Raw genomic sequence first — 19611 nt, 5'->3', positions numbered from 1 at the left:
CAACGAAATCCTCGAAGTGTCCAACCAAGTCAGAAAAGCCTGCAACCAATCGCCGGAAGTGTCCAACGAAAAGAGAAAAGCGTCCAACCAACTAAGGAGTTTCCAACGAAGTCCTCGAAGTGTCCAACCAAGTCAGAAAAGCCTGCAACCAATCGCCGGAAGTGTGCAACGAAAAGAGAAAAGCGTCCAACCAATGGAGGAGTTTCCAACGAAACCCTCGAAGTGTCCAACCAAGTCAGAAAAGCCTGCAACCAATTGCCGGAAGTGTGCAACGAAAAGAGAAAAGCGTCCAACCAACGAAGGAGTTTCCAACGAAATCCTCGAAGTGTCCAATCAAGTCAGTAAAGCCTTCAACCAATTGCGGGAAGTGTCCAACGAAAAGAGAAAAGCGTCCAACCAACGAAGGAGTTTCCAACGAAATCCCCGAAGTGTCCAACCAAGTCAGAAAAGCCTGCAACCAATCGCCGGAAGTGTCCAACGAAAAGAGAAAAGCGTCCAACCAACGAAGGAGTTTCCAACGAAATCCTCGAAGTGTCCAACGAAGTCAGAAAAGCCTGCAACCAATTGCCGGAAGTGTGCAACGAAAAGAGAAAAGCGTCAATCAAAAAAGGGGTTTCCAACGAAATCCTCGAAGTTTCCAACAAACTCGGTAAAGCCTTCAACCAATCGCCGGAAGTGTGCAACGAAAAGAGAAAAGCGTCCAACCAACGAAGTAGTTTCCAACGAACCCCTCGAAGTGTCCAACGAACTCAGAAAAGCCTGCAACCAATCGCGGGAAGTGTCCAACGAAAAGAGAAAAGCGTCCAACAAAAAAGGGGTTTCCAACGAAATCCTCGAAGTGTCCAACGAATTCGGTAAAGCCTGCAACCAATCGCGGGAAGTGTCCAACGAAAAGAGAAAAGCGTCCAACCAACTAAGTAGTTTCCAACGAAATCCTCGAAGTGTCCAACCAAGTCAGAAAAGCCTGCAACCAATTGCCAGAAGTGTCCAACGAAAAGAGAAAAGCGTCCAACCAACGAAGGAGTTTCCAACGAAATCCTCGAAGTGTCCAACCAAGTCAGAAAAGCCTGCAACCAATCGCCGGAAGTGTCCAACGAAAAGAGAAAAGTGTCCAACCAACGAAGGAGTTTCCAACGAATCCCTCGAAGTGTCCAACAAACTCAGAAAAGCCTGCAACCAATCGCCGGAAGTGTCCAACGAAAAGAGAAAACCCTCCAACCAACGCAAAAAAAAGTGGAGACCCCAAACTCGGTCCGCACTTCTTTTCAATTAATATCTCTATTTCATCTGGACATACCTTTTACCAAGTTCATACTCATTTCCATATCTATCCTTACCAAAAGCGATAAACACACCTTCACTATACAAATCGAAATTCGCGATTTCATTGATTTCCTTTGTAAGGGCGTATAAACCTTGCCCCCTAGGAATCAATTCGTAATCGATGTCACCCTGGAGTGAATTGAAGCGCAGGATAACCCGTGCAGGCACGCTGCAACGCTCATTGATATACGTGCTCATAAAGAACGATGAGCTAGTGCGTTCAAGTGTTGGTGATCTGAATAAATGGCTTGCCGTTGTGCATGTTGGAGCGGGAATGCCACATGTGACTTCTGAAAGGATGGATTGGTAGGCGATTCCCAAGTCAATGCTCTCAGCGACATGGTAGTATTGGCCGCCTGTTTCATGCGCAAGTTTTTTCAGTAATGGTTCGTTCAATTGCTTTGCATTTCCGAGCCCAATGGTGTGAATCGTGATGCCTTGAGCACTCGCATACTTCAGCATCTCAAGAACTTTGTTTTCGTTTGATTTGCCATCGGTTAGCAGGATAGCAACTTTCGGGCCATTACCACTATAGTTTTTAAATGCTACATCTAGACCGGCTGCAATATTTGTTCCACCTGATTGCCCAACGTTATCAATAGATGGTCGTACATCATTAGCGGGACGGGATGGACTTAGCAAATGACCAGTCGAGTTAAAACGAGAAGCAAGACTCCTTGTCGGGTTTATCGCCGCTAAAAACTCTTTCGTTTTTGTAATGCGAAGTAGACCTGGATCGCTCTGCTGCATACTCCCTGAAGAGTCGATGATAAACGCAACTTCTGCATTGGTTGAACAACTGTAGGCACTGCGTAGAGGCGGATCATAAGCCACTTCGCGACCATGTGTTTTATTCAAAATAGAAGCTATATCATCTTGGTAGCGCGGATCTGATTGCACAATCTCTGCCGTAATCTCATCCAATATTGGTTGTGATGACCAAATGGACGACATATAAATGGTTGCGACACCATTAGAGAAATAAGCGTATTGGTCGGATAAATAAGCCCCTTCGGCTGAACGGAAACGAACGCGTCCATTATAGCCACGAATTACTTCACCGCCTGGACGAACAATTGTCGCGGTTATCCGAGCTGATGAACCATCCGCAGGAAGTGTTCCATTAAATAAACCATATCCATTAGTATTGTTGTTATTATTTCCAACAATTTCAATCCGTAACTCTGCTTGAGGAGTATAATCTAACTGCACACTTACTGGTTTCGTATAGCAGTTTAAGTCCTTATTTTTATTGTTTCTATCATTAATCTGAAAAGAAATTTCATCTGTTCGGAAATTCTTCGAGGCGGGTGCGGTAACTTTTACAGTTAAATCCGGTCCGTCTGAGACGAAGCTTGAATTGTAATTTGTCTGTAGCGCGGAGCCTATTTCATTTCCTTTTTCATCAAACCTTCTGTCATCCTGCGTAATCTTCGCCCCAACCTTCGAAGTCACACTAAACGACAACGAATCCTCATAACTGATCGGGTCCCCCGAACAGGTCTTCAGCGACAAAGTAACAAAAGTCGAATCTACACCATTTGCAATTAGTGAACCTTTTTCAACAGTAAACTCAGTAAGTTGTGAATTGGAAGGCTTGGAAACGGGCGGATTAGGATCTTTCTCCGGTTTAGGGAAGAAGACGGTTTCCTTGCCAGTGAAGTTCGGCGGCACGACGTCCTGTTTATCTCCGCCGCCATTCGAACCCCTGTTTAAGCCAATCATAGAGCAATCGCCGTATTTAGACAGACGCTTGAAAAAATCAGCCGCGTCTGCACGAGTCATGGATAGATTCGCACCATAATCTTGATAATCATTTTTGCCGGTTGCCCCGGTTGCCAAATTGTTTGCGTACATATAGTTCACCGCATATGTTTCGCTCAAATCGGAACCTTGGAACGCTGCGATGATACGCGCGACTTGGCCCTTGGTTATCGGCTGCGTACGCAATTGTGTCTTCGTATAGCCGTTCAAAGGAATGTTTTTACTTTGCATATAACGATAATTGTCGCTAAAATCCCCAGCCGAACAATCGAAACGAATAAGTAACGCAACGAATTGTGCTTCTGTCAAAATGCCATTAGGCTTAAACGTACCATCTGGATACCCTTTGATAAGGCCATCTTTGTATGCCCATTCAATGGAAGAGTAGGCGGGGTGATCCGTTTTTACATCTTTGAAAGGGCTCGCCGCGCTTGCGAAAGAGGGAACTGCGGCAAGTAGTAAAATCATCATAAGTACAATGGAAAGAATTCTTTTTTTATCAATAAACTTCAAATCTTCGACCTCCCTCACTCAAAAAAGAGCATATCATCACGATAGTTTTGTTTTAAATCACTTTCTAGGAAATCAAGGAAACGGACAATAAGTGCCGCGGATTGTGCCCTAGTTAACGGGGCATTCGGATTGAAACGATTTTTTTCATCGCCATAAATCAAGCCAAGTTCCGTTGCTACATACACACTGTCTTTCCCCCAAGCTGGAATTTTATTGTTATCCACATAATTCGTGCGATAACCAGGACTCGGCGCGCGGCCTTCCATACCTAGTGCGCGGATCAATATCGCGACAGCTTGTACACGTGTCACGGGACTATTTGGCTTGAATTCATCCGGCGTAACGCCCGTAATAATTCCTTTTTCAACAGCACTTTCAATGAATAGATAATCGGGATCTTTCACATTTAAATCGTTGAAAATCGCTTTTTTCGGCACTTTACTCTTTTTAGGTTGCTCGAGTACACGAATATCGACCGCTTTCAATACACCAACCGTAAACTGATAACGTTTCATTGGCGTATTCGGCGAGAAGAACTGCGTTTTTTCATCAAACACACCTAGCGAATACAGCCGTTCAATATCATCCTTTGCCCAGTGTTTGGCAACATCGCGGAATTTAGGAACGATGAGTCGTTCGATTTTAGGAACATTTTTTTGGGATAAATGAACAACACCTTTTCCCGCCCCATAAGGGATAGTATACGTATATTCACCAATCATAGTAGATTTACTAATGACAGCGTGTCCCCCCGTAAAACTGGATAGGGAAGGGTCATGTGCTTCGTATTGAAGCGTTCTAGACTTGCTGTCAGATACTTTACTTGTCACGAAAGCAGATCCTTCATTCGTACCAATTTCATAATCCATAATTTGCGTTTCAGTTGCTCCCCAGAAGTTTTCATAGCCCATATTACGGCCACTCATGTGAACAGTGATCAGCTCTTCTGACTTTGGCGTTTTATTGGCCATTTTATACGTTTTACGGCCTACAATATTGCCTGAATAATAATCAGAAGCAGGGCGATTGTCGCTCACTGCACCTTGTGAAAATTGATAATCATCAAGCGTGTACGTTAGGTTTTTACCAATTGTTATTTTTTCAGAATAGCTTTTCACGGAGGTCTGAGCAGTTGTTTGACCCTTATCTACTCGTTCGTCGATATCGGATACATAGACAACACTGCGCGTTAACTTATCGCCAGCCGTATTTGCTAATGTAAAACGGTACGTAGACGTCAGCTGTCCCTTATTCTCCTTTTCGGTGACAGTCGCTTTGCCTGAGAAAGTGATAGGGTAGCCTGTTAAAAAAACCACCTCTTCATAGACATATTCATTGAGGATACCGCCGTTGAAATCAGCTGGTTTAGCCTCTACCGACGGTGTTGCTATCAAGATTGACAAACCCAACGCACACATAAAAATACCAAACTTATTAATAGATCTTCATCCCTTTCTACACTGGAGGTTGCACTAGTCAATTGACTAGCAGTACCCGCCCTTTAACTTTCGATTCATGCAGGATATAAACACGTTCACCTGGTAGTAAATCGCTTGCTTGAATTACTTTGCCGTCACGAATAATTGTTGCTTGTTCGATGTTCATGCTGGAAATATTTCCTGCCGTATTCCAATAACCGTTCATCCACTGGCTGACATTACGGATACCAATGACGGCTGGTTTATGCTGATTAATACGTTCAATCCTTCCGACAGAAACTAGATTTGCTGTAGGTGCTTTTGGATCGATGAGATGAGTGGCAACAATCGTATTATTGGCCACATAGAAGTAACCGAAGCGACCTACATGGTGTCTCATTTCATCTTGCTGCGGAACAATCTTAATGACAGAACCAAATAAATCTTCAACAGCAACAGTATCGTTACTAAATCCAAACTTCGGCGCCGTTACAGGCCTCCAATAGTTGTTAGACAGTAGCGAAGCATTTTTCAGTGTGACAGTGTATGAATTGCCTGAACTAATCTGGCCGTAGTAAATCGAGTGATTCGTCAAGTTCGGGCTTTGGAAACCGTCATTCGTAATGTGCACAACAGTGGCGTATTGGCTCTTCTGAACGCCGTCCGTGACAACAAATGCTGTTCCGCTCGCTAGCAAACTGTTCGAATCAATCAATCGACCGTTGCGGACTAGAATCGTACCCGGATTATACGAAACAGAACCGACATTTTTCAGTCCAATCAAATTCGACGAAGTATTGACGAAAGTCATAGGTTCATAAAAAGTGCGCTCATTCGTCTTCTTGATAACCATCTTCTCAATTACTGATTGTCCAAATTGACTAACGGTCACGAAATAAACATCGTGATTCGCATAGTAACGCAAGCGATCCGGCTTAATTTTTTCATTGCCCAGGTAAATGGGCGTTTTAGCAGAGTATGTATAGCTGCTGTTACTTTGCGGAGCAGTTGGTTGCCACTTCCAATCGCGGAACATCATTTCATTCGACACGATGAGCTTGTTATTTGTAGCGTCAATTCGCTGAATCGTCCCTTTATAGAGCCCTTCAATTTTGATACCTTGAACAATCACTTCAATGGAAGCAATGAAGTTCGTATCATATTCGGAAAAAATGAGCTTAACGCGATCTCCCTCGTATAGAACACTTATATCTGTCCGTTCAGTCCCTTTGAGGATGTCGGTTTCATGCGTTAAATAATACGTTTTTGACTTGCCATCATCGAGTCTGACTGTGATGAACTTGCCATCCTTGTCCATCTTGTTGACAGTACCCGTGACAACTTTATCACGATGAACAATCTGAGCAGGCTCTGAACCTGTCAGACCCCGCAGTGCTTTAACACGGCGTAATTCGACATCGACTTCCACTTCCATACCGAGCTTGAATGCATCGATTGTCGTCATAACCGAATCGACCGACAACTTGGCAAACTTATCGATAGTCAACGTCATCGTCCGTCCTTGCTCATTTTTAATCGTAATGCTTTTTAAACGTTTTTCTGTCGTGTTTTTATCAAGCTGTACTTCGTCATACGTTACATCCACAAAAGTACCGTTAACCGGTGCACTCGCTGCTGCTGAATTAATGAAGAAAAGACTTGAAAAAAGGTACATGATAATAGCTGGAAAAAACAAGCGTTTTGTAATCAAATGCAATGCCTCCTATACAATTTTTGTAACTATTCAGGGTCTATATAGATAAACCAGTCCATAGGTAGTATATCGGGATGAACAGAGGAAATGTTAGCCGAAAAGTGGAAAAATTGCTCCCGCATTAACGGGCAGTAAGACCCCCACGTCAAGTCTTCGGGGACACAAGAAGAATAGTTGGGGGATCTAACTGCCCGTAAAAGCCCGAATGGTTAGGGCCAACAGGATGTTGGTTACTTAGGGATTTGCCACAGGACGTGGCGCTCTTGGCCTAAGTTCTTTAAACAATCAGTGGGGCATGGCGAAACCCCCCTCTAATTGAAGAATAACTTTATATTGTTTCGGGTGTTTGCTAGCCTCTGAATTACCTAGGTGACTGTGGTACTCAGTCAATACTGAAGATAAAGAAGGAAATCTTGAACGCCTGGTGCCAATCAATGAACCAAGACAAACTTTCTAATAGTTTAGAATTGAAGTTACAACGGTTGTTGGTCATAATAGAGAGGGAGAGTACACTGGAACTAGTATTAATTGCGGTAGCAAAAGTGGCTCACCTCATGAAAAATGAGTTAGCAGCCTATCTTGATGAAAAGATGGGCGGAAGTTGAAAGTGTTAAACTGTTAGTGAACCTGCAACAAGCCGTTAGGGGCGTTACGAAATAGGAACGACTGGCTTGAATTGATAAAACCACATAGAAGGGGAGAATGTTGAATTGACAAATCCATTAACATTAAATCAGTCACATATTTCTACAAGTAAACTTGAGGAACTATTTGGTGCACGCGTAAAAACGATTCATCAAGAAATGAACAAAGGCACTACTGAAGGCGCTGACTATTTGGGGTGGAAGGATTTACCGAATGAGGTTCCGTCAAATGAACTAGCTGAGGTTCTAAATGTAGCGAAGAAGTTGCGTGAAAAAGCAGAGTTGGTTGTTGTGATAGGTATCGGAGGTTCGTATTTAGGTGCAAGGGCTATTCAAGACGCACTATCACCGTATTTCGAAAAAAATTCGGACAATCCTGAAGTGATTTTTGCCGGCCAAAACTTAAGCGGAGCCTATATGAAACAATTAGTAAGCTATATGGGAAGTAAAGAAGTTGCGGTCATTGTTATTTCGAAATCTGGAACAACAACGGAACCTGCAATCGCTTTCCGGATTTTGCTTGAATTCATGGAAAACCGCTATGGTTCATCCGCAAGTGAACGAATTGTTGCCATTACCGATAAATCACAAGGTGCTTTGAGAGAATTGGCTGTACGTTCAGGATTTGCGACTTTTGTTGTACCAGATGATATTGGCGGTCGTTATTCTGTACTTACACCAGTTGGATTACTTCCTCTTGCAGTAGCAGGGGTCGATATTGAACAACTTCTTGCAGGAGCAAAAGCAGCAGTTCACGATCTATCAAGCGAGGATATCAGTTCGAATACTGCTTATCAGTATGCAGCTTTACGTAATCATCTGCTATCTGAAGGCTATAACGTCGAAATTTTAGCAAGTTTCTCGCCAAACCTTGCGACTTTCCACGAGTGGTGGAAGCAGCTATTTGGTGAAAGTGAAGGGAAAGACGGCAAAGGTATCTTCCCAGCAGCGGTTGCCTATCCTACCGATTTACACTCCCTCGGTCAATATGTACAAGATGGTCAACGGATTCTTTTCGAAACGTTCATCCATTTCACGGAAGCTGCGGAGGATAATGCAATCCCCACATCTGCCGACAATTTAGATGGCTTGAATTATCTAGCGGATAAAACCTTGAATGAAATCAATGAAGTTATGATGCATGGCGCTATGGAAGCGCATATAGAGGGCGGCGTCCCCGTCCTACGGATTGACGTGGCTAAACAGGATGAGTATAACCTCGGCTACCTAATTTACTTCTTCGAACTGTCATGTGCAATGAGTGCTTACTTGCAGGGCCTAAATCCTTTCGATCAGCCCGGAGTTGAGGATTATAAAAACATTACATTTAGATTGTTGGAGAAGCCAGGACATGTGACAGCAGGCCAATAACGGCTGTACGTTTTGGTGCGTAAATAACGATTTAGGCAATAGATGTAGAACCTATTATATTGAAAATCAGACATGTACGTGATGTCTGATTTTTTTTGCGTATATAGGGGGATTTTTGGTTTTTTTGGTGGGGAATATGATTGGTGGCGCGTTGTTTATGCTCGGTTGGTGAGGTGTATGATGTTTATGATTGATGGACTTAGATTACGTTTCCACATTTATTCCTATTTTATCCAAACCTTAAAAAGTGGTTGCTGTTTATTATACACATGAAGCATTTTTGTTTTTCTGTGAGATTGTTTAAATTGAAGGGTTTATTCAGAGGCTGTAGAATAAGGTATAGTATAAAGGTTTTTGTGATTTAGGATTATGCAACCTGAGGATTTGTCTATGTTGAGAACCTCATGGGCTATCTATTTCAGAAGTTAACCGGTTATTGGTTCTGAAATTATTTTAAGTAGAGATTAATGTCTTTGTATGTACAAAAAGAAAAACGTACTATAAGCTAAGGAATAGACCTCTAAGGGAGGAAACATAGCTATGAACACTAATCCGAAACGGTTCATGGGACTTACAACCCCTATTAAAAGTAAAACTGATACGATGTTGAATGATCTTTTAATTGATCTATATTTAGCCATGGATCAATACTTTCAAGTAGATACTGGGAAAAGTGACAACCTCCGTGAATTCGTTGAAGTTTCAAAAGATTTACATCCTGATGCACTTTATTTTTGGGAGTGGATGGATGATAAAGGATTTGACTTATTGAAGGTATTGGATAAAAGATTACCCGAATCTGATGAGATAATAGACTTTTTACACTATAGAAAAGTCATATTGGATATGGATGTATCGAGCGGTTCCCTGGATATATTTTTACTGTCAATCACGGAACTCTTACTGACAGTAAGTGAATTTATAACAAGTTATTTCGAAACCGCTGCTACTGCAATCGATATCACTGAAGAGAAAATCCCATTACCCGAAAATAAATTTCAGGATAATGAAAATAGTTGGAAAGTAATTGGAAGCTCTGTCACTAATGGTGCAGGGCTTTTATTATACGGATAAGGGGAGATCTAGCATGGAAATTTCAAAAGCGTATGAGGAATATGTTATTTCTAAAACAATGATTCAATTAGAAAGAGCTTCACTTGAGGAATTAAAAATAACAAAAAATATAGAAGAGATTACAATGCCCCTACATAGTGAATTAACATTTAGCTTTAGAATTAATGGGATAGTGAACAATAAGATAGATGCTTTTCTAAAGACTGTTGTTGAATGTAAAAACACGTGGGATGGGGAAAGTGCAATTGAAATTGAAACCGTATATAGGGGTACGTTTTTAGCGAAGGAGGAGATTGGAATTGATGAATTCAACCATTTTGTTGAGGTTCAGACTGTCCCGCAATTAGTTCCATATGTCAGGGCGTTGGTCGCTTCACTTTCAGCACAAATGAATATCGATCCAATTATTTTACCAACTATGGATATTATTCAATCATTAATTCAAAATGCGAAAAGTAATGAAAGCGTAGGACAAGATGAAAGCAACAATTGAATTCCACCCGTCAGATTACGAACATCCGCATTTAGATAAGGTTGCAGAATTGATAGCGATACATACATATAAATATAAAGGAAGAATCAACGATTTAAACTCATTTATGAGGGTTAGTGGAGATTGGTGGAAGAAAGGTATTCAGAATTCAATGCTTCAAAAATGGGCTAATGCATTTATTCCAAATCGGAGGAAAGCAGCACCTGATAAAAATGAGTTTGTTAGTTTAATAGAACAAATATTTATAGTCTGTCAGTCTGAAGATGAATGGAATAAAATGCGTGGTCTAATTCCTGAAAAGATTTTCGAAAGCTACTTTAGCAAAAGACATGTACCTGCGCAAATAGGTTATGGTGTAATTGTAGCAATTAACCAGGTCAAAGTTCTATATCGCCCCAAAATAGTTTTAGATGGGGATGGAAACCGTCAAACAGTTGATGCCGCGAGTTGGAATGGAGAATTCGGTGAGTTTGTCGAGGTGAAATTTCAACCTGATGCATTTGGGAAGAAAGAGTTTGGTTACCTAGAATTATTAGAAGGCGAATTAGACCAGGCTAAAGTAGAACACCAAATACTTTTAGTCTCGTTTGATGATGCTGATTTTATTAAGCGAATGCTTGTTCAAAAAGGACTTTTAAGAGTAAACACTAGATTTAAGACGATGGGACACGAAGAGATTATTACTTAATAGTCTTTACTTGCAGGCGCACGATGCTTTTTAGGTAGTACCTACAATTGCATATTAATAAAATGAAGATCAGTCATTTACGTAAATGTCTGATCTTTTGTTCGTATATAGTGATTTATCGGTTGATGGGGTTTATGCTCGGTCGTCGAGGAAGCCCAAGGATTTTGAGGATAAACAGTTGGTTAAACAAGGATAATTGTTCAGGAATTAATCTGCACAGCACGCAATTGCTCTTTTGTGACAATAAAAAGTACAATGGAAAACTTAGAGGCAACTCTTTCATGCTAGCACAAGACTTTTATAAATAAATGAATTACAATAGTATTCATAAGATAACAAAAATCGACAAGGTTCGCTAAATAGTAGATACTTATATGGATTGCTCTACAGGAAAGAGGGTGAATTTCAGTTGCTACATTATGAAACGCATAACTTAAGTCCTCAGCATGAGTGGGTTGTATTTCTCCATGGATTGGGCGGAAATTCAAATATATGGTATAAACAAATAAAAGAGTTTAAAAAGCACTTCAATCTTCTCTTCATTGACTTAAGAGATCATGGCGGTTCTGCAAATTACGAACCTGAAATGCTGACGTATACACCTGAAGTTTTATCCCAAGATGTTGTGAAGGTATTAGATTCCCTTTCTATTGAAAAGGCTCACTTTACCGGGATTAGTTTGGGCTCTGTTGTCTTACATGCGATGCATATTTACGCGCCAACCCGAATTAAAAGCATGATTTTAGGCGGTGCGATTATCCGGTTAACAAGTGTTGCGAAAGTGATTCTTAGAACAGGAAACCTGCTTAAAAGTGTGGTCCCTTATATGTGGTTGTATAAAACGTTTGCACGCATCCTTATGCCTAAAGCGCATCATAAGAAATCAAGGGACGTTTTCATCCAGGAAGCAAAGAAAATTCGTCAACAAGGGTTTATTAAATGGTATCGATTTGCTGCCAAGGTATGCGAAATTTATCCAAGAATTGATTGTGAAAAGCATGAAATCCCCAAAATGTACATCATGGGCGATCAAGACTATATGTTCCTTGGCCCCGTTGAAGAAGATACTATAAAGGACAAATGCGCTAGATTGCATATTATTGAGCAATGCGGCCATGTCTGTAATATTGAGAAGCATAAAGAATTCAATGAAGTAGCTATTCAGTTTATCAAGGATCAAGTTAAAACGGAGCAGGATTTACTAGCAACAAGTAAGTTTGTCACTAGTGCATAACGTTAAAGGAGGACCAGCCCCGAGGATTGTGAGGGCTGGTTTTTTTGTGCTATCTAATCGACACTACTTATTTAGAATTAACTAGCTGGTATACCTCACAACTACAACAAACAAATCTAGCGACTAAGCGGTGTTGGAAGAAAAATCTACTTATTAAGTACCGACTATCTAGTCAACAAGCAAGAAAACGTATTTCGAGTCTACATTCACAACCCCATTGTAGAAAGCATGTTCCTAAGCATGTTATGATTATAGCAAGGATACGCAAAAGAATAGTGAAAAGGGTGGAAGCATCATGGATAAGAAAGAACAACAGTTATTTGCGCACTACTACAACAAGTTTACTGAAAGAAATTTTGATGAAAAAGACTTCTATAGTTTCATGATGTTGGTTCGAGACGATGCGCATGGCATTGAAAGTATTAGTGAACTTGCCGACTTCATCGCGCTAAGGGAAAAAAGCACGGGGTATGTAGGTGAATACCTAGGCGAGTGTAAGCAGATTATCACTAATTTGAGTAATGGGGTCAAAGCTAAGAAAATTGAGGATATCTTCACGTTCAAAGAAATCAGGAACGGTTTTAATGCGTTGTTTTTGAAAAATGGCTTTGAGAAGTTACCAGCCGAAATCGTCAACGATTTCATTTTATGCACGATTTCTTTATTGCAGGACGTGAAACTAGTATCGGGTAATTTGAATAAAGAAGTGGGGCATCTGAGTTTTGCCGTTTCCAGCAAAGAAGTATTCTTGATGGGGAATATGAAAACATTAAACAAAGTTCGCTATATTCCAGTCACTTTTCAGGTTTTATCAGTCAAGAATAGCTATGAGGCAATTACACCACAGGACAAAAATGATACACCTTATTTGTTTAATGAAGAACTGATTGAGGTTGTCAATATTGAAGGGGAACTTGTGATTACGTTTCCGGAATAACTTTCAAGTGCACTTTGTATAATTATTGTTAACACTTCTGTTGATTAACCATTACTTGCGTAAAATGCTGGCGAGAAGGGCTTGAAAACCGCTATTTTCACTGGACTATTACCGGCCCGCTTTCGGCGAAGTAATCACGACACTGCTAGCCACACCCGTTTCGTTAATCCTGTAGCAATTAATTGCCGGCCGCGTTAAGTATCTTCTGATGAAGTAGATGTCTTAAGAAAATAGGAAGAACCAGCGTAGGTGCGACTTAGTGGTAGCCGGAGCGATAAGACTGAAAGCAGTCTTCTTTCTGGCTTATCGCGGGAGGCATCCACAAAGCGCCGAAGCGTGTAGAATCGGGAATTCTTAGTCCAGTCTATAAAGCACAAAGTAAAACCAGCCAAAATCGTAAATGGCTGGTTTTTCTGTTCCTATCTATGTATTACGCGGCACTACTGGACAATCTCCAGTCAGATTATGCGTGGAATTCTTTCTCACCTTCCGTCGAAAGTGCCCCCGTGCGGGACAGAGAAGTGCCGCCCCTCTGTGATTAGTAGTATATGCAAGATTGCCTAGAGATATACCTGATAATCGCACACTATCTATTCGGCACTACTTATTTGGAATTAACTAGGGGGTGTAACTCGCCAGTATAACGAACAAATCCAGCGAAGGAGCGACAAGTGTGAGCCGGAGTAATAAGACCGACAGTGATCTTCTGCCGGGCTTATTGCGTAAGGCCATCACCGAGCGACAATGCGGTGTTGGAAGAACAATCTATTTGTTAAGTGCTGACTATATAGCTACGGACGTTAATGATTTATTGCCGAATGGGTAATGGTTTTTTTTGTGAAAATCCACCAAGCAGTAGCTTTCCATGTGGGAGCAACTTTTGAATAATGATTGAAAACACGATTGGAACAACCAATCCGAATGCTGTGAATCCAACGATGCCATACTTGAAATAATCATTTAACAAAATATCTGTAAAGATGTGCAAGTACATAATCGTTAGCGAATGCTTCTCAATCTTTTGCAGCCAATTAAGTGACAGTTGAGTAGCAATGAGTTGGAATACGCCAACCAGTACAAGTGTGAATGAAAGAGGAATGATCAAATCTAAAACGAAATGTTCATAACGCAAAAATTTCATGCTCAAATGATAGTCAATTACATTAAAGTTATCAAGCAAAATGGCCGTCAAACTGCCGACTAATCCCGCGATTAACCATCTTCTCGAAACATTCATCCAAATACTCTTCATATAATAACCGAGTGAAAAATAGACGACCGCCATCAGCGCAACATCGATGTTCCAAATCATTGGGATTGTTTGAGACGCAGTATCTGGTGCCCCGCCAATGACTTGCATCGCAAACAAACTTTCAACATGGGCAATACTATAGAAGATAGCCAAAATAATGAGTTGTTTCGTGCGAGTAAAGTATTTTGTCATCCATAAGAAGAATAAATACGTAAAGAATAAAGTTGTTACAAACCAGAACACACCGTACGCACCACGTGCAAAACGTCCGCCGACAGCCACTGTCCACAAATCATTTAGGTACCACGATAGATCCAGATTGCCTGAACCAATTTCTATCCCGTAACGAATCAGCGTAATACTGACTAGGAAAAACAAATAGGGGACAATCAATTGCATAAAACGTTTGTGAATTGACAGTTTCATTAAGCCCTTTTCGACTACAGGCTTGAAAAACAAACCGCTTAAAATGAAGAAAGCTGGCATGTGAAACCAATAAATATACTTCGCAAGTGGGAAATCAAGTTGTCCAGGATAATGACCAATGACGACAAGAATCATTAAAAATCCTTTGGTGACATCCACCCAGGATAAACGTTTCTTATTCATAATCAAGCTCCTCAAGAAAATTGACGTGTACCCATTGTACTACCTATCGACGGTTTTGAACGTGATGTAACAGAATTGACTCGGGATTGAAAGGAAGGCGGAAGAATTCGGGGAAATTTCCTTAATTAATTACGGATGACTTATTAATCTGAATATTTTAAGCGGTTGGATGAAGACGCTACATGTGAACTGTCAATGCTTGCCGCTATATTATCATGATAAAAAGGATTCGACTGGGACTACGAAAAACGCTGATTGCTTTTCGAATAGATTTTTTCATGTTATATGCCCGATGGTAGACCAATCATATAACATATCACTCTCACTAGCCGTTCTATTGCAAAGAAAGACTTTCTGCTATGAAGTAGTGGGTGACAGTCGTCCAAGCAATTCTAAACCAAACGTGAAAGTCTGGACAGTTACGTTTGTCCCGACAATCAACACAACTTCTTCTGTTATTAGTATAGGGGAGTGCGCGGCGTCATTCTAACAATGCATATTCAAAAGGACACCAGCCATGTAGTTGAATGGTTGGTGTCCTTTTCACTTTGGTCACGAATCTTACCAATCAATATCATCCGGATACTCTTTTTTTAAACGGATTTCATTTTGTGAAACTCCGTGATAAGCCGCAGCTTCGCGAACTTCCGCCTGGGCTTGAACATAGCGTTGATCACGTTCAGCGACTCTTTTCGCCATGATACTGATGTTATTCAGCCGTTTTTCCTTGTCCATTTTGATGAATTCGACATTGAGCTTATCGATGTATTGCGTTGTATAGTAAGCATGATTGATGTATCGGCTCGATTCGAAGTATTTCTTGATGGTGGAGAATTTCTTTTCTGTCAGCGTTTCATGCAGACACTTTGCAACGCCCGACTGGAATTTTCGCACGGCGGCGGCCTCCGAGTCCCAGCTGTGAACAGTTTTACCCCGTTCATGCATTATCAAAAACTCAGTCAACGACAATGAAACGAAAAGAAGCTCAGGCCACAGCACTTCGAATTGATAATAGACGTTATGATCCGAGCCGACAAATCCAAGATGTCGCATCCGGTCACGGTCGAGTCCGTTTGGCACATTCAACGCTTGGCGATTTCCCATCATCGCATGGCGCAAATCGTAACAGATGCCCAGCACGCGAATTCGGACGCCATCATAGCCTATCCGCTCGCCTTCGTCTCCGACAATCGTATGCAACGCATCATATAGTTCTTCGAGATCATAAATATCACCGGAAATAGTAATGCCCACATGATTCTCTGTACTCTTCATTTGTATCACTAGAAACACCCCGATTAATGCAGTTCCGATGTTTTTATCGTACCACATAGGGGGAAAGTAGTGCAGGGGCAACTGAATTGTGTCTGAATTGACTGGATGACTGTCACCAAGTCAAAAGATTACTTTAAAAAATGTTTTAAATTTGTGGACTTTCTTTAATAAAAGACTATGATAATCTAAAGAACTTTATTAAAAATCAGATGAAAAGAGGGGTGTATAGTGTTTGTTGGCGAAAAATTAACCGACATTCGATTACTCCACGGATATTCACGGAATGAATTAGCGAAATTAGTTGATGTGAGTGAACAATCGATTTGGCAGTATGAGAACAATTATAATGGACCTGGACTTGAAGTAGTTAATAAGTTTAAGGATTTATTCAATGTGAAAACAAAATACTTCTATAATGAAGAAGTTTTTAAAACGCATTTTGATCCCAGTTTATTGGCTTATCGGTCTAAAGAAATGACTAGCATAATCAAGACGAGATATGAAGCAACTCATTTAGAGTTCATTGAAGGGATTCTAAACGTTTTGGAAGGGTACATCGTCTACCCGGAAAACAGGCTTGTAACTATACGCACTTATTGTATCAAATATATCGGTGAAAATGCCGTGGCAAATGAAAGAGCAGAAATTATTCGTCATCTTGCAGAATATGCGCGAGAAAAACTACAACTGAAATATGATAACCAGAAACTCATGTTTAGCTTGGAGAAAAATGGAGTTTTCATTTTTGAAAAGCACTTGGGAACTGATATTGATGCCTATAGCACGTGGAGTGAATTGGACAAACCTATTATTATTTTAGGAAATACGAAAAAATCCGCAGTAAGAAGAAACCTTGATTTGGCACATGAACTAGGTCATCTTTTGCTGCATTATAAAATGGATTTAAGTGAACTGAGTAAGAAGGAATACAAGGAAATTGAAAAAGAAGCTTATGATTTTGCAACGTATTTTTTAATGCCTGAAAAAGATTTTATTGATGACATAAAGCAAATAGGAAGGCTCTCTAAACCAGATGCGTACATCGATTTGAAAGAAAAATGGTCCGTTTCTTTAGCAGCAATGGCTAATTATACCCGTAAATTAGGATACATGACGTATGAACAGCACAGGTATTTTTACGCCACATTAAATCGTCAAAAATACACACAATTTGAACCGTTGGATGATAAAATAAAAATAATTAGACCGGGAAAAGTAAAAAGTTCATTGCAATTCTTATTTGATAAAAAAATCATTTCCCTTGAAAGTCTGATGGATAATACGCATTACAATGAGAAACTAATCGCTAAAATTTTAGGCCTAGATGAAAGCTTTTTAAATAAGTATATGGAAAAACCCGCTTATTTTGGCGTCAGTTATATAAGTGAAAGGAAAAATGATGACTATCTATCCTAGGGTTACAGCATGCATATCTGTGGATGTAGCAAGGGAATTACTTAAACGTATTCGTGAAGTCTCTATACAAATTAAAAAACCGTCCACTTGTATTTCCGTTTGGACGGTTTTTAATAGTTAAATTGTAGTGGTGACACCATGTTTAGCCGGTCATATACCATTACAGTCCACTCAATTCACACAATAAGCCACTAACCCCTTAGCATTAGCATACAATGCCGCATTTGTCCGATCGGCTAAATCTAACTTTGCTAATACCTGGCTGACATGTTTTTTTACAGTATACTCCGTAATATATAAGGCCTGTGAAATTTGTTTATTTGAATGACCCATGCCGAGTTCAAGTAAGACCTCCTTTTCCTTTGGCGTTAGCTGTTCGACATGCCCATCCTTTTCAAAAGGGCTGTCCCTAGATTCCATCACCAAGTCAAATACCCCAGGATCATAATACTTTCTACCTCTGCCGATAATTCCTAGGGCATGTAACAGTTCCTCAGGTAATGCCTCTTTTAATATATAGCCATCCACCCCTATTTCTTTCGCCTGATTAAAGTCGTGCTCTTCCGTCGATGAAGTTAGCACAACGAATTTACAGTCTATTCCTTGTTGTTTCGCTTCTGCAATTAATTCCAGACCGGATTCATTCGCTAAGCGAAGATCCACTATCGCTAAATCGGGTTTAGTTTTTTGGAAAAGAGTTAGCGCCTCTTTTCTACAAGCTGCTTCTCCAAGGACCTGCATCTCCCCTTCAATAGAAAGGATAGAAGTTAGTCCTTTTCTCACTAATGGATGATCATCGACAATAACGATTTGCATTAGCCAATCACCTGGACCTTCTCTAGTATTTTTGTAGTTGGAATTTCGATTTGTATTTCTGTCCCTAACCCGTGGAATCCATCTATCGAAAACGATCCTGCAAAAGTGCTTACAAGCCTTTTCATATTGAACAGACCGATTCCTTTTTCCTGCAGGTCATCGGATAGTTGCGGATTAAACCCGATGCCATTATCGTGAATATCCAATAAGGTTCTCTCATCTAGTAAAGATAATCTAAGTTCAATAGTGGTACACCGTCCATGTCGAACCGCATTTCCGCAAGCTTCGCAAACGATTCTATAAAGTGCTTGTTTTAATTCACTTGATAGTAAAGCTTCATCACCCGTTAGTTGATAATCAATCCGTATATCACTTAACCGGGCGTAATCATCCAAATAATTCTTCAGCCGGACTAGAAAGGGTTTTTCACCATTCTTCGTCGAGCTGAGATTGTATATAGCTGATCGAAGTTCCTTTAGCGTGGTGTTGGCAGATTGTGAAAGAAATTGATGTTCATCATTCAATTCAGCAGTTGTCATATCCTTACTTTTTGACTGTAAACTGTGTAGGGAATAAACAATACCGAACAATCTTTGCGAAACACTGTCATGGATTTCATCGGCGATACGATTCTGTTCCTCAAGTACAATCATCTGTTCCTTCATTGAATCCATTTGAATTCTTTCTAGCATGATTTCAATAAGTTGAACGAGAAACGCAAAAGGACGATTAAGGAGAAATGCTTCTTGTGCCTCAGTAGAACTGGAAATCCTGACCCCTATAACGCCAATAGTAGTGGGGGTTTTAATGACTTTCATACCGTACCAAACCTCGTTAAACCTATCGACAAAAAGTTCTTTCTTCAGACGTATCGTATGCCATTCCTTTTTTAGGATGGTTTCTAAGTGGGTATTATTCGTAGAAGATGCCAGGTGGCTATTTTGGTGATTTGCATCCGTTAACCAAAAAAATGCCTCATCACTTTGCGTAAGCTTAATGATAGACGCTATGATTTCTTTCATTCCCATCGCTCCCCCTCTTATCAAAAATAAAAACCCAATCAACATGAA

At 40.5% G+C, this 19611-nt stretch carries 20 protein-coding genes; 9 read left to right on the top strand and 11 right to left on the bottom strand.

Going from position 1 to position 19611, the window contains the following annotated elements; all coding sequences use genetic code 11:
* Positions 1-132 precede the first annotated feature (132 nt).
* The 7 genes from I2484_RS16580 to I2484_RS16550 form a co-directional block, all read right to left on the bottom strand.
* Positions 133-312: a hypothetical protein gene (locus I2484_RS16580; protein ID WP_207152166.1), complete on the bottom strand. Its 180-nt coding sequence runs from the start codon at positions 310-312 to the stop codon at positions 133-135.
* A gap of 38 nt (positions 313-350) precedes the next feature.
* A complete protein-coding gene (locus tag I2484_RS16575) occupies positions 351-620 on the bottom strand; it encodes a hypothetical protein (RefSeq protein ID WP_207152165.1) in 270 nt (89 codons plus the stop codon).
* A gap of 38 nt (positions 621-658) precedes the next feature.
* Positions 659-913, bottom strand: a complete 255-nt coding sequence (locus I2484_RS16570) for a hypothetical protein (protein ID WP_207152164.1) — start codon at positions 911-913, stop codon at positions 659-661.
* Between the two features lie 41 nt (positions 914-954).
* A complete protein-coding gene (locus I2484_RS16565) occupies positions 955-1197 on the bottom strand; it encodes a hypothetical protein (protein ID WP_207152163.1) in 243 nt (80 codons plus the stop codon).
* Between the two features lie 81 nt (positions 1198-1278).
* Entirely contained in the window at positions 1279-3600 is a 2322-nt protein-coding gene (locus tag I2484_RS16560; RefSeq protein ID WP_207152162.1) for an S-layer homology domain-containing protein, read from the bottom strand.
* 14 nt (positions 3601-3614) lie between these two features.
* Complete coding sequence (locus I2484_RS16555) at positions 3615-4994, bottom strand: S-layer homology domain-containing protein (RefSeq protein WP_207152161.1); 1380 nt, start codon at positions 4992-4994, stop codon at positions 3615-3617.
* Positions 4995-5076: 82 nt separating this feature from the next.
* The gene (locus I2484_RS16550; RefSeq protein ID WP_207152160.1) at positions 5077-6729 is read right to left on the bottom strand and encodes a hypothetical protein; all 1653 of its coding nucleotides are present in this window, start codon (positions 6727-6729) and stop codon (positions 5077-5079) included.
* A gap of 416 nt (positions 6730-7145) precedes the next feature.
* Between I2484_RS16550 and I2484_RS16545 the strand changes: the two genes are divergently transcribed.
* The 8 genes from I2484_RS16545 (at position 7146) to I2484_RS16510 (ending at position 13999) form a co-directional block, all read left to right on the top strand.
* Positions 7146-7337: a hypothetical protein gene (locus I2484_RS16545; protein ID WP_207152159.1), complete on the top strand. Its 192-nt coding sequence runs from the start codon at positions 7146-7148 to the stop codon at positions 7335-7337.
* A 105-nt stretch (positions 7338-7442) separates the two neighbouring features.
* Entirely contained in the window at positions 7443-8747 is a 1305-nt protein-coding gene (locus tag I2484_RS16540) for a glucose-6-phosphate isomerase (RefSeq protein ID WP_207152158.1), read from the top strand.
* A 540-nt stretch (positions 8748-9287) separates the two neighbouring features.
* Positions 9288-9821, top strand: coding sequence for a hypothetical protein (locus I2484_RS16535; RefSeq protein WP_207152157.1), 534 nt, complete (start codon positions 9288-9290; stop codon positions 9819-9821).
* A 13-nt stretch (positions 9822-9834) separates the two neighbouring features.
* Positions 9835-10314, top strand: a complete 480-nt coding sequence (locus I2484_RS16530; protein ID WP_207152156.1) for a protein-export chaperone SecB — start codon at positions 9835-9837, stop codon at positions 10312-10314.
* On the top strand, positions 10298-11002 hold the full coding sequence (locus I2484_RS16525) for a hypothetical protein (protein WP_207152155.1): 705 nt from the start codon (positions 10298-10300) through the stop codon (positions 11000-11002). Before I2484_RS16530 ends, I2484_RS16525 begins: the two co-directional genes overlap by 17 nt.
* A gap of 409 nt (positions 11003-11411) precedes the next feature.
* A complete protein-coding gene (locus I2484_RS16520; RefSeq protein ID WP_207152154.1) occupies positions 11412-12236 on the top strand; it encodes an alpha/beta fold hydrolase in 825 nt (274 codons plus the stop codon).
* Between the two features lie 295 nt (positions 12237-12531).
* The gene (locus tag I2484_RS16515; RefSeq protein ID WP_207152153.1) at positions 12532-13173 is read left to right on the top strand and encodes a hypothetical protein; all 642 of its coding nucleotides are present in this window, start codon (positions 12532-12534) and stop codon (positions 13171-13173) included.
* A gap of 673 nt (positions 13174-13846) precedes the next feature.
* The gene (locus I2484_RS16510) at positions 13847-13999 is read left to right on the top strand and encodes a hypothetical protein (protein WP_207152152.1); all 153 of its coding nucleotides are present in this window, start codon (positions 13847-13849) and stop codon (positions 13997-13999) included.
* On the opposite strand, the gene I2484_RS16505 is transcribed toward I2484_RS16510, so the two are convergent.
* Both I2484_RS16505 and I2484_RS16500 read right to left on the bottom strand, forming a co-directional pair.
* Positions 13982-15034 carry an acyltransferase family protein gene (locus I2484_RS16505; RefSeq protein ID WP_207152151.1) on the bottom strand — a complete coding sequence of 351 codons (1053 nt, stop codon included), beginning with the start codon at positions 15032-15034 and terminating at the stop codon, positions 13982-13984. The genes I2484_RS16510 and I2484_RS16505 overlap by 18 nt on opposite strands.
* 561 nt (positions 15035-15595) lie before the next feature.
* Complete coding sequence (locus I2484_RS16500; protein ID WP_255551527.1) at positions 15596-16309, bottom strand: DUF6904 family protein; 714 nt, start codon at positions 16307-16309, stop codon at positions 15596-15598.
* A gap of 228 nt (positions 16310-16537) precedes the next feature.
* Between I2484_RS16500 and I2484_RS21870 the strand changes: the two genes are divergently transcribed.
* Positions 16538-17725 (top strand): spr1629 family repressor/antitoxin, encoded by a 1188-nt coding sequence (locus tag I2484_RS21870; protein WP_207152149.1) that lies wholly within the window; start codon positions 16538-16540, stop codon positions 17723-17725.
* Positions 17726-17896: 171 nt separating this feature from the next.
* On the opposite strand, the gene I2484_RS16490 is transcribed toward I2484_RS21870, so the two are convergent.
* Complete coding sequence (locus I2484_RS16490) at positions 17897-18541, bottom strand: response regulator (RefSeq protein ID WP_207152148.1); 645 nt, start codon at positions 18539-18541, stop codon at positions 17897-17899.
* Positions 18541-19563 carry a sensor histidine kinase gene (locus tag I2484_RS16485; RefSeq protein ID WP_207152147.1) on the bottom strand — a complete coding sequence of 341 codons (1023 nt, stop codon included), beginning with the start codon at positions 19561-19563 and terminating at the stop codon, positions 18541-18543. The genes I2484_RS16490 and I2484_RS16485 overlap by 1 nt, the downstream gene beginning before the upstream one ends.
* Positions 19564-19611: the final 48 nt, after the last annotated feature.

The organism is Sporosarcina sp. E16_8 (assembly GCF_017347095.1).
Lineage (GTDB): Bacteria > Bacillota > Bacilli > Bacillales_A > Planococcaceae > Sporosarcina.
This window is presented reverse-complemented; position numbering and strand designations above follow the sequence as displayed.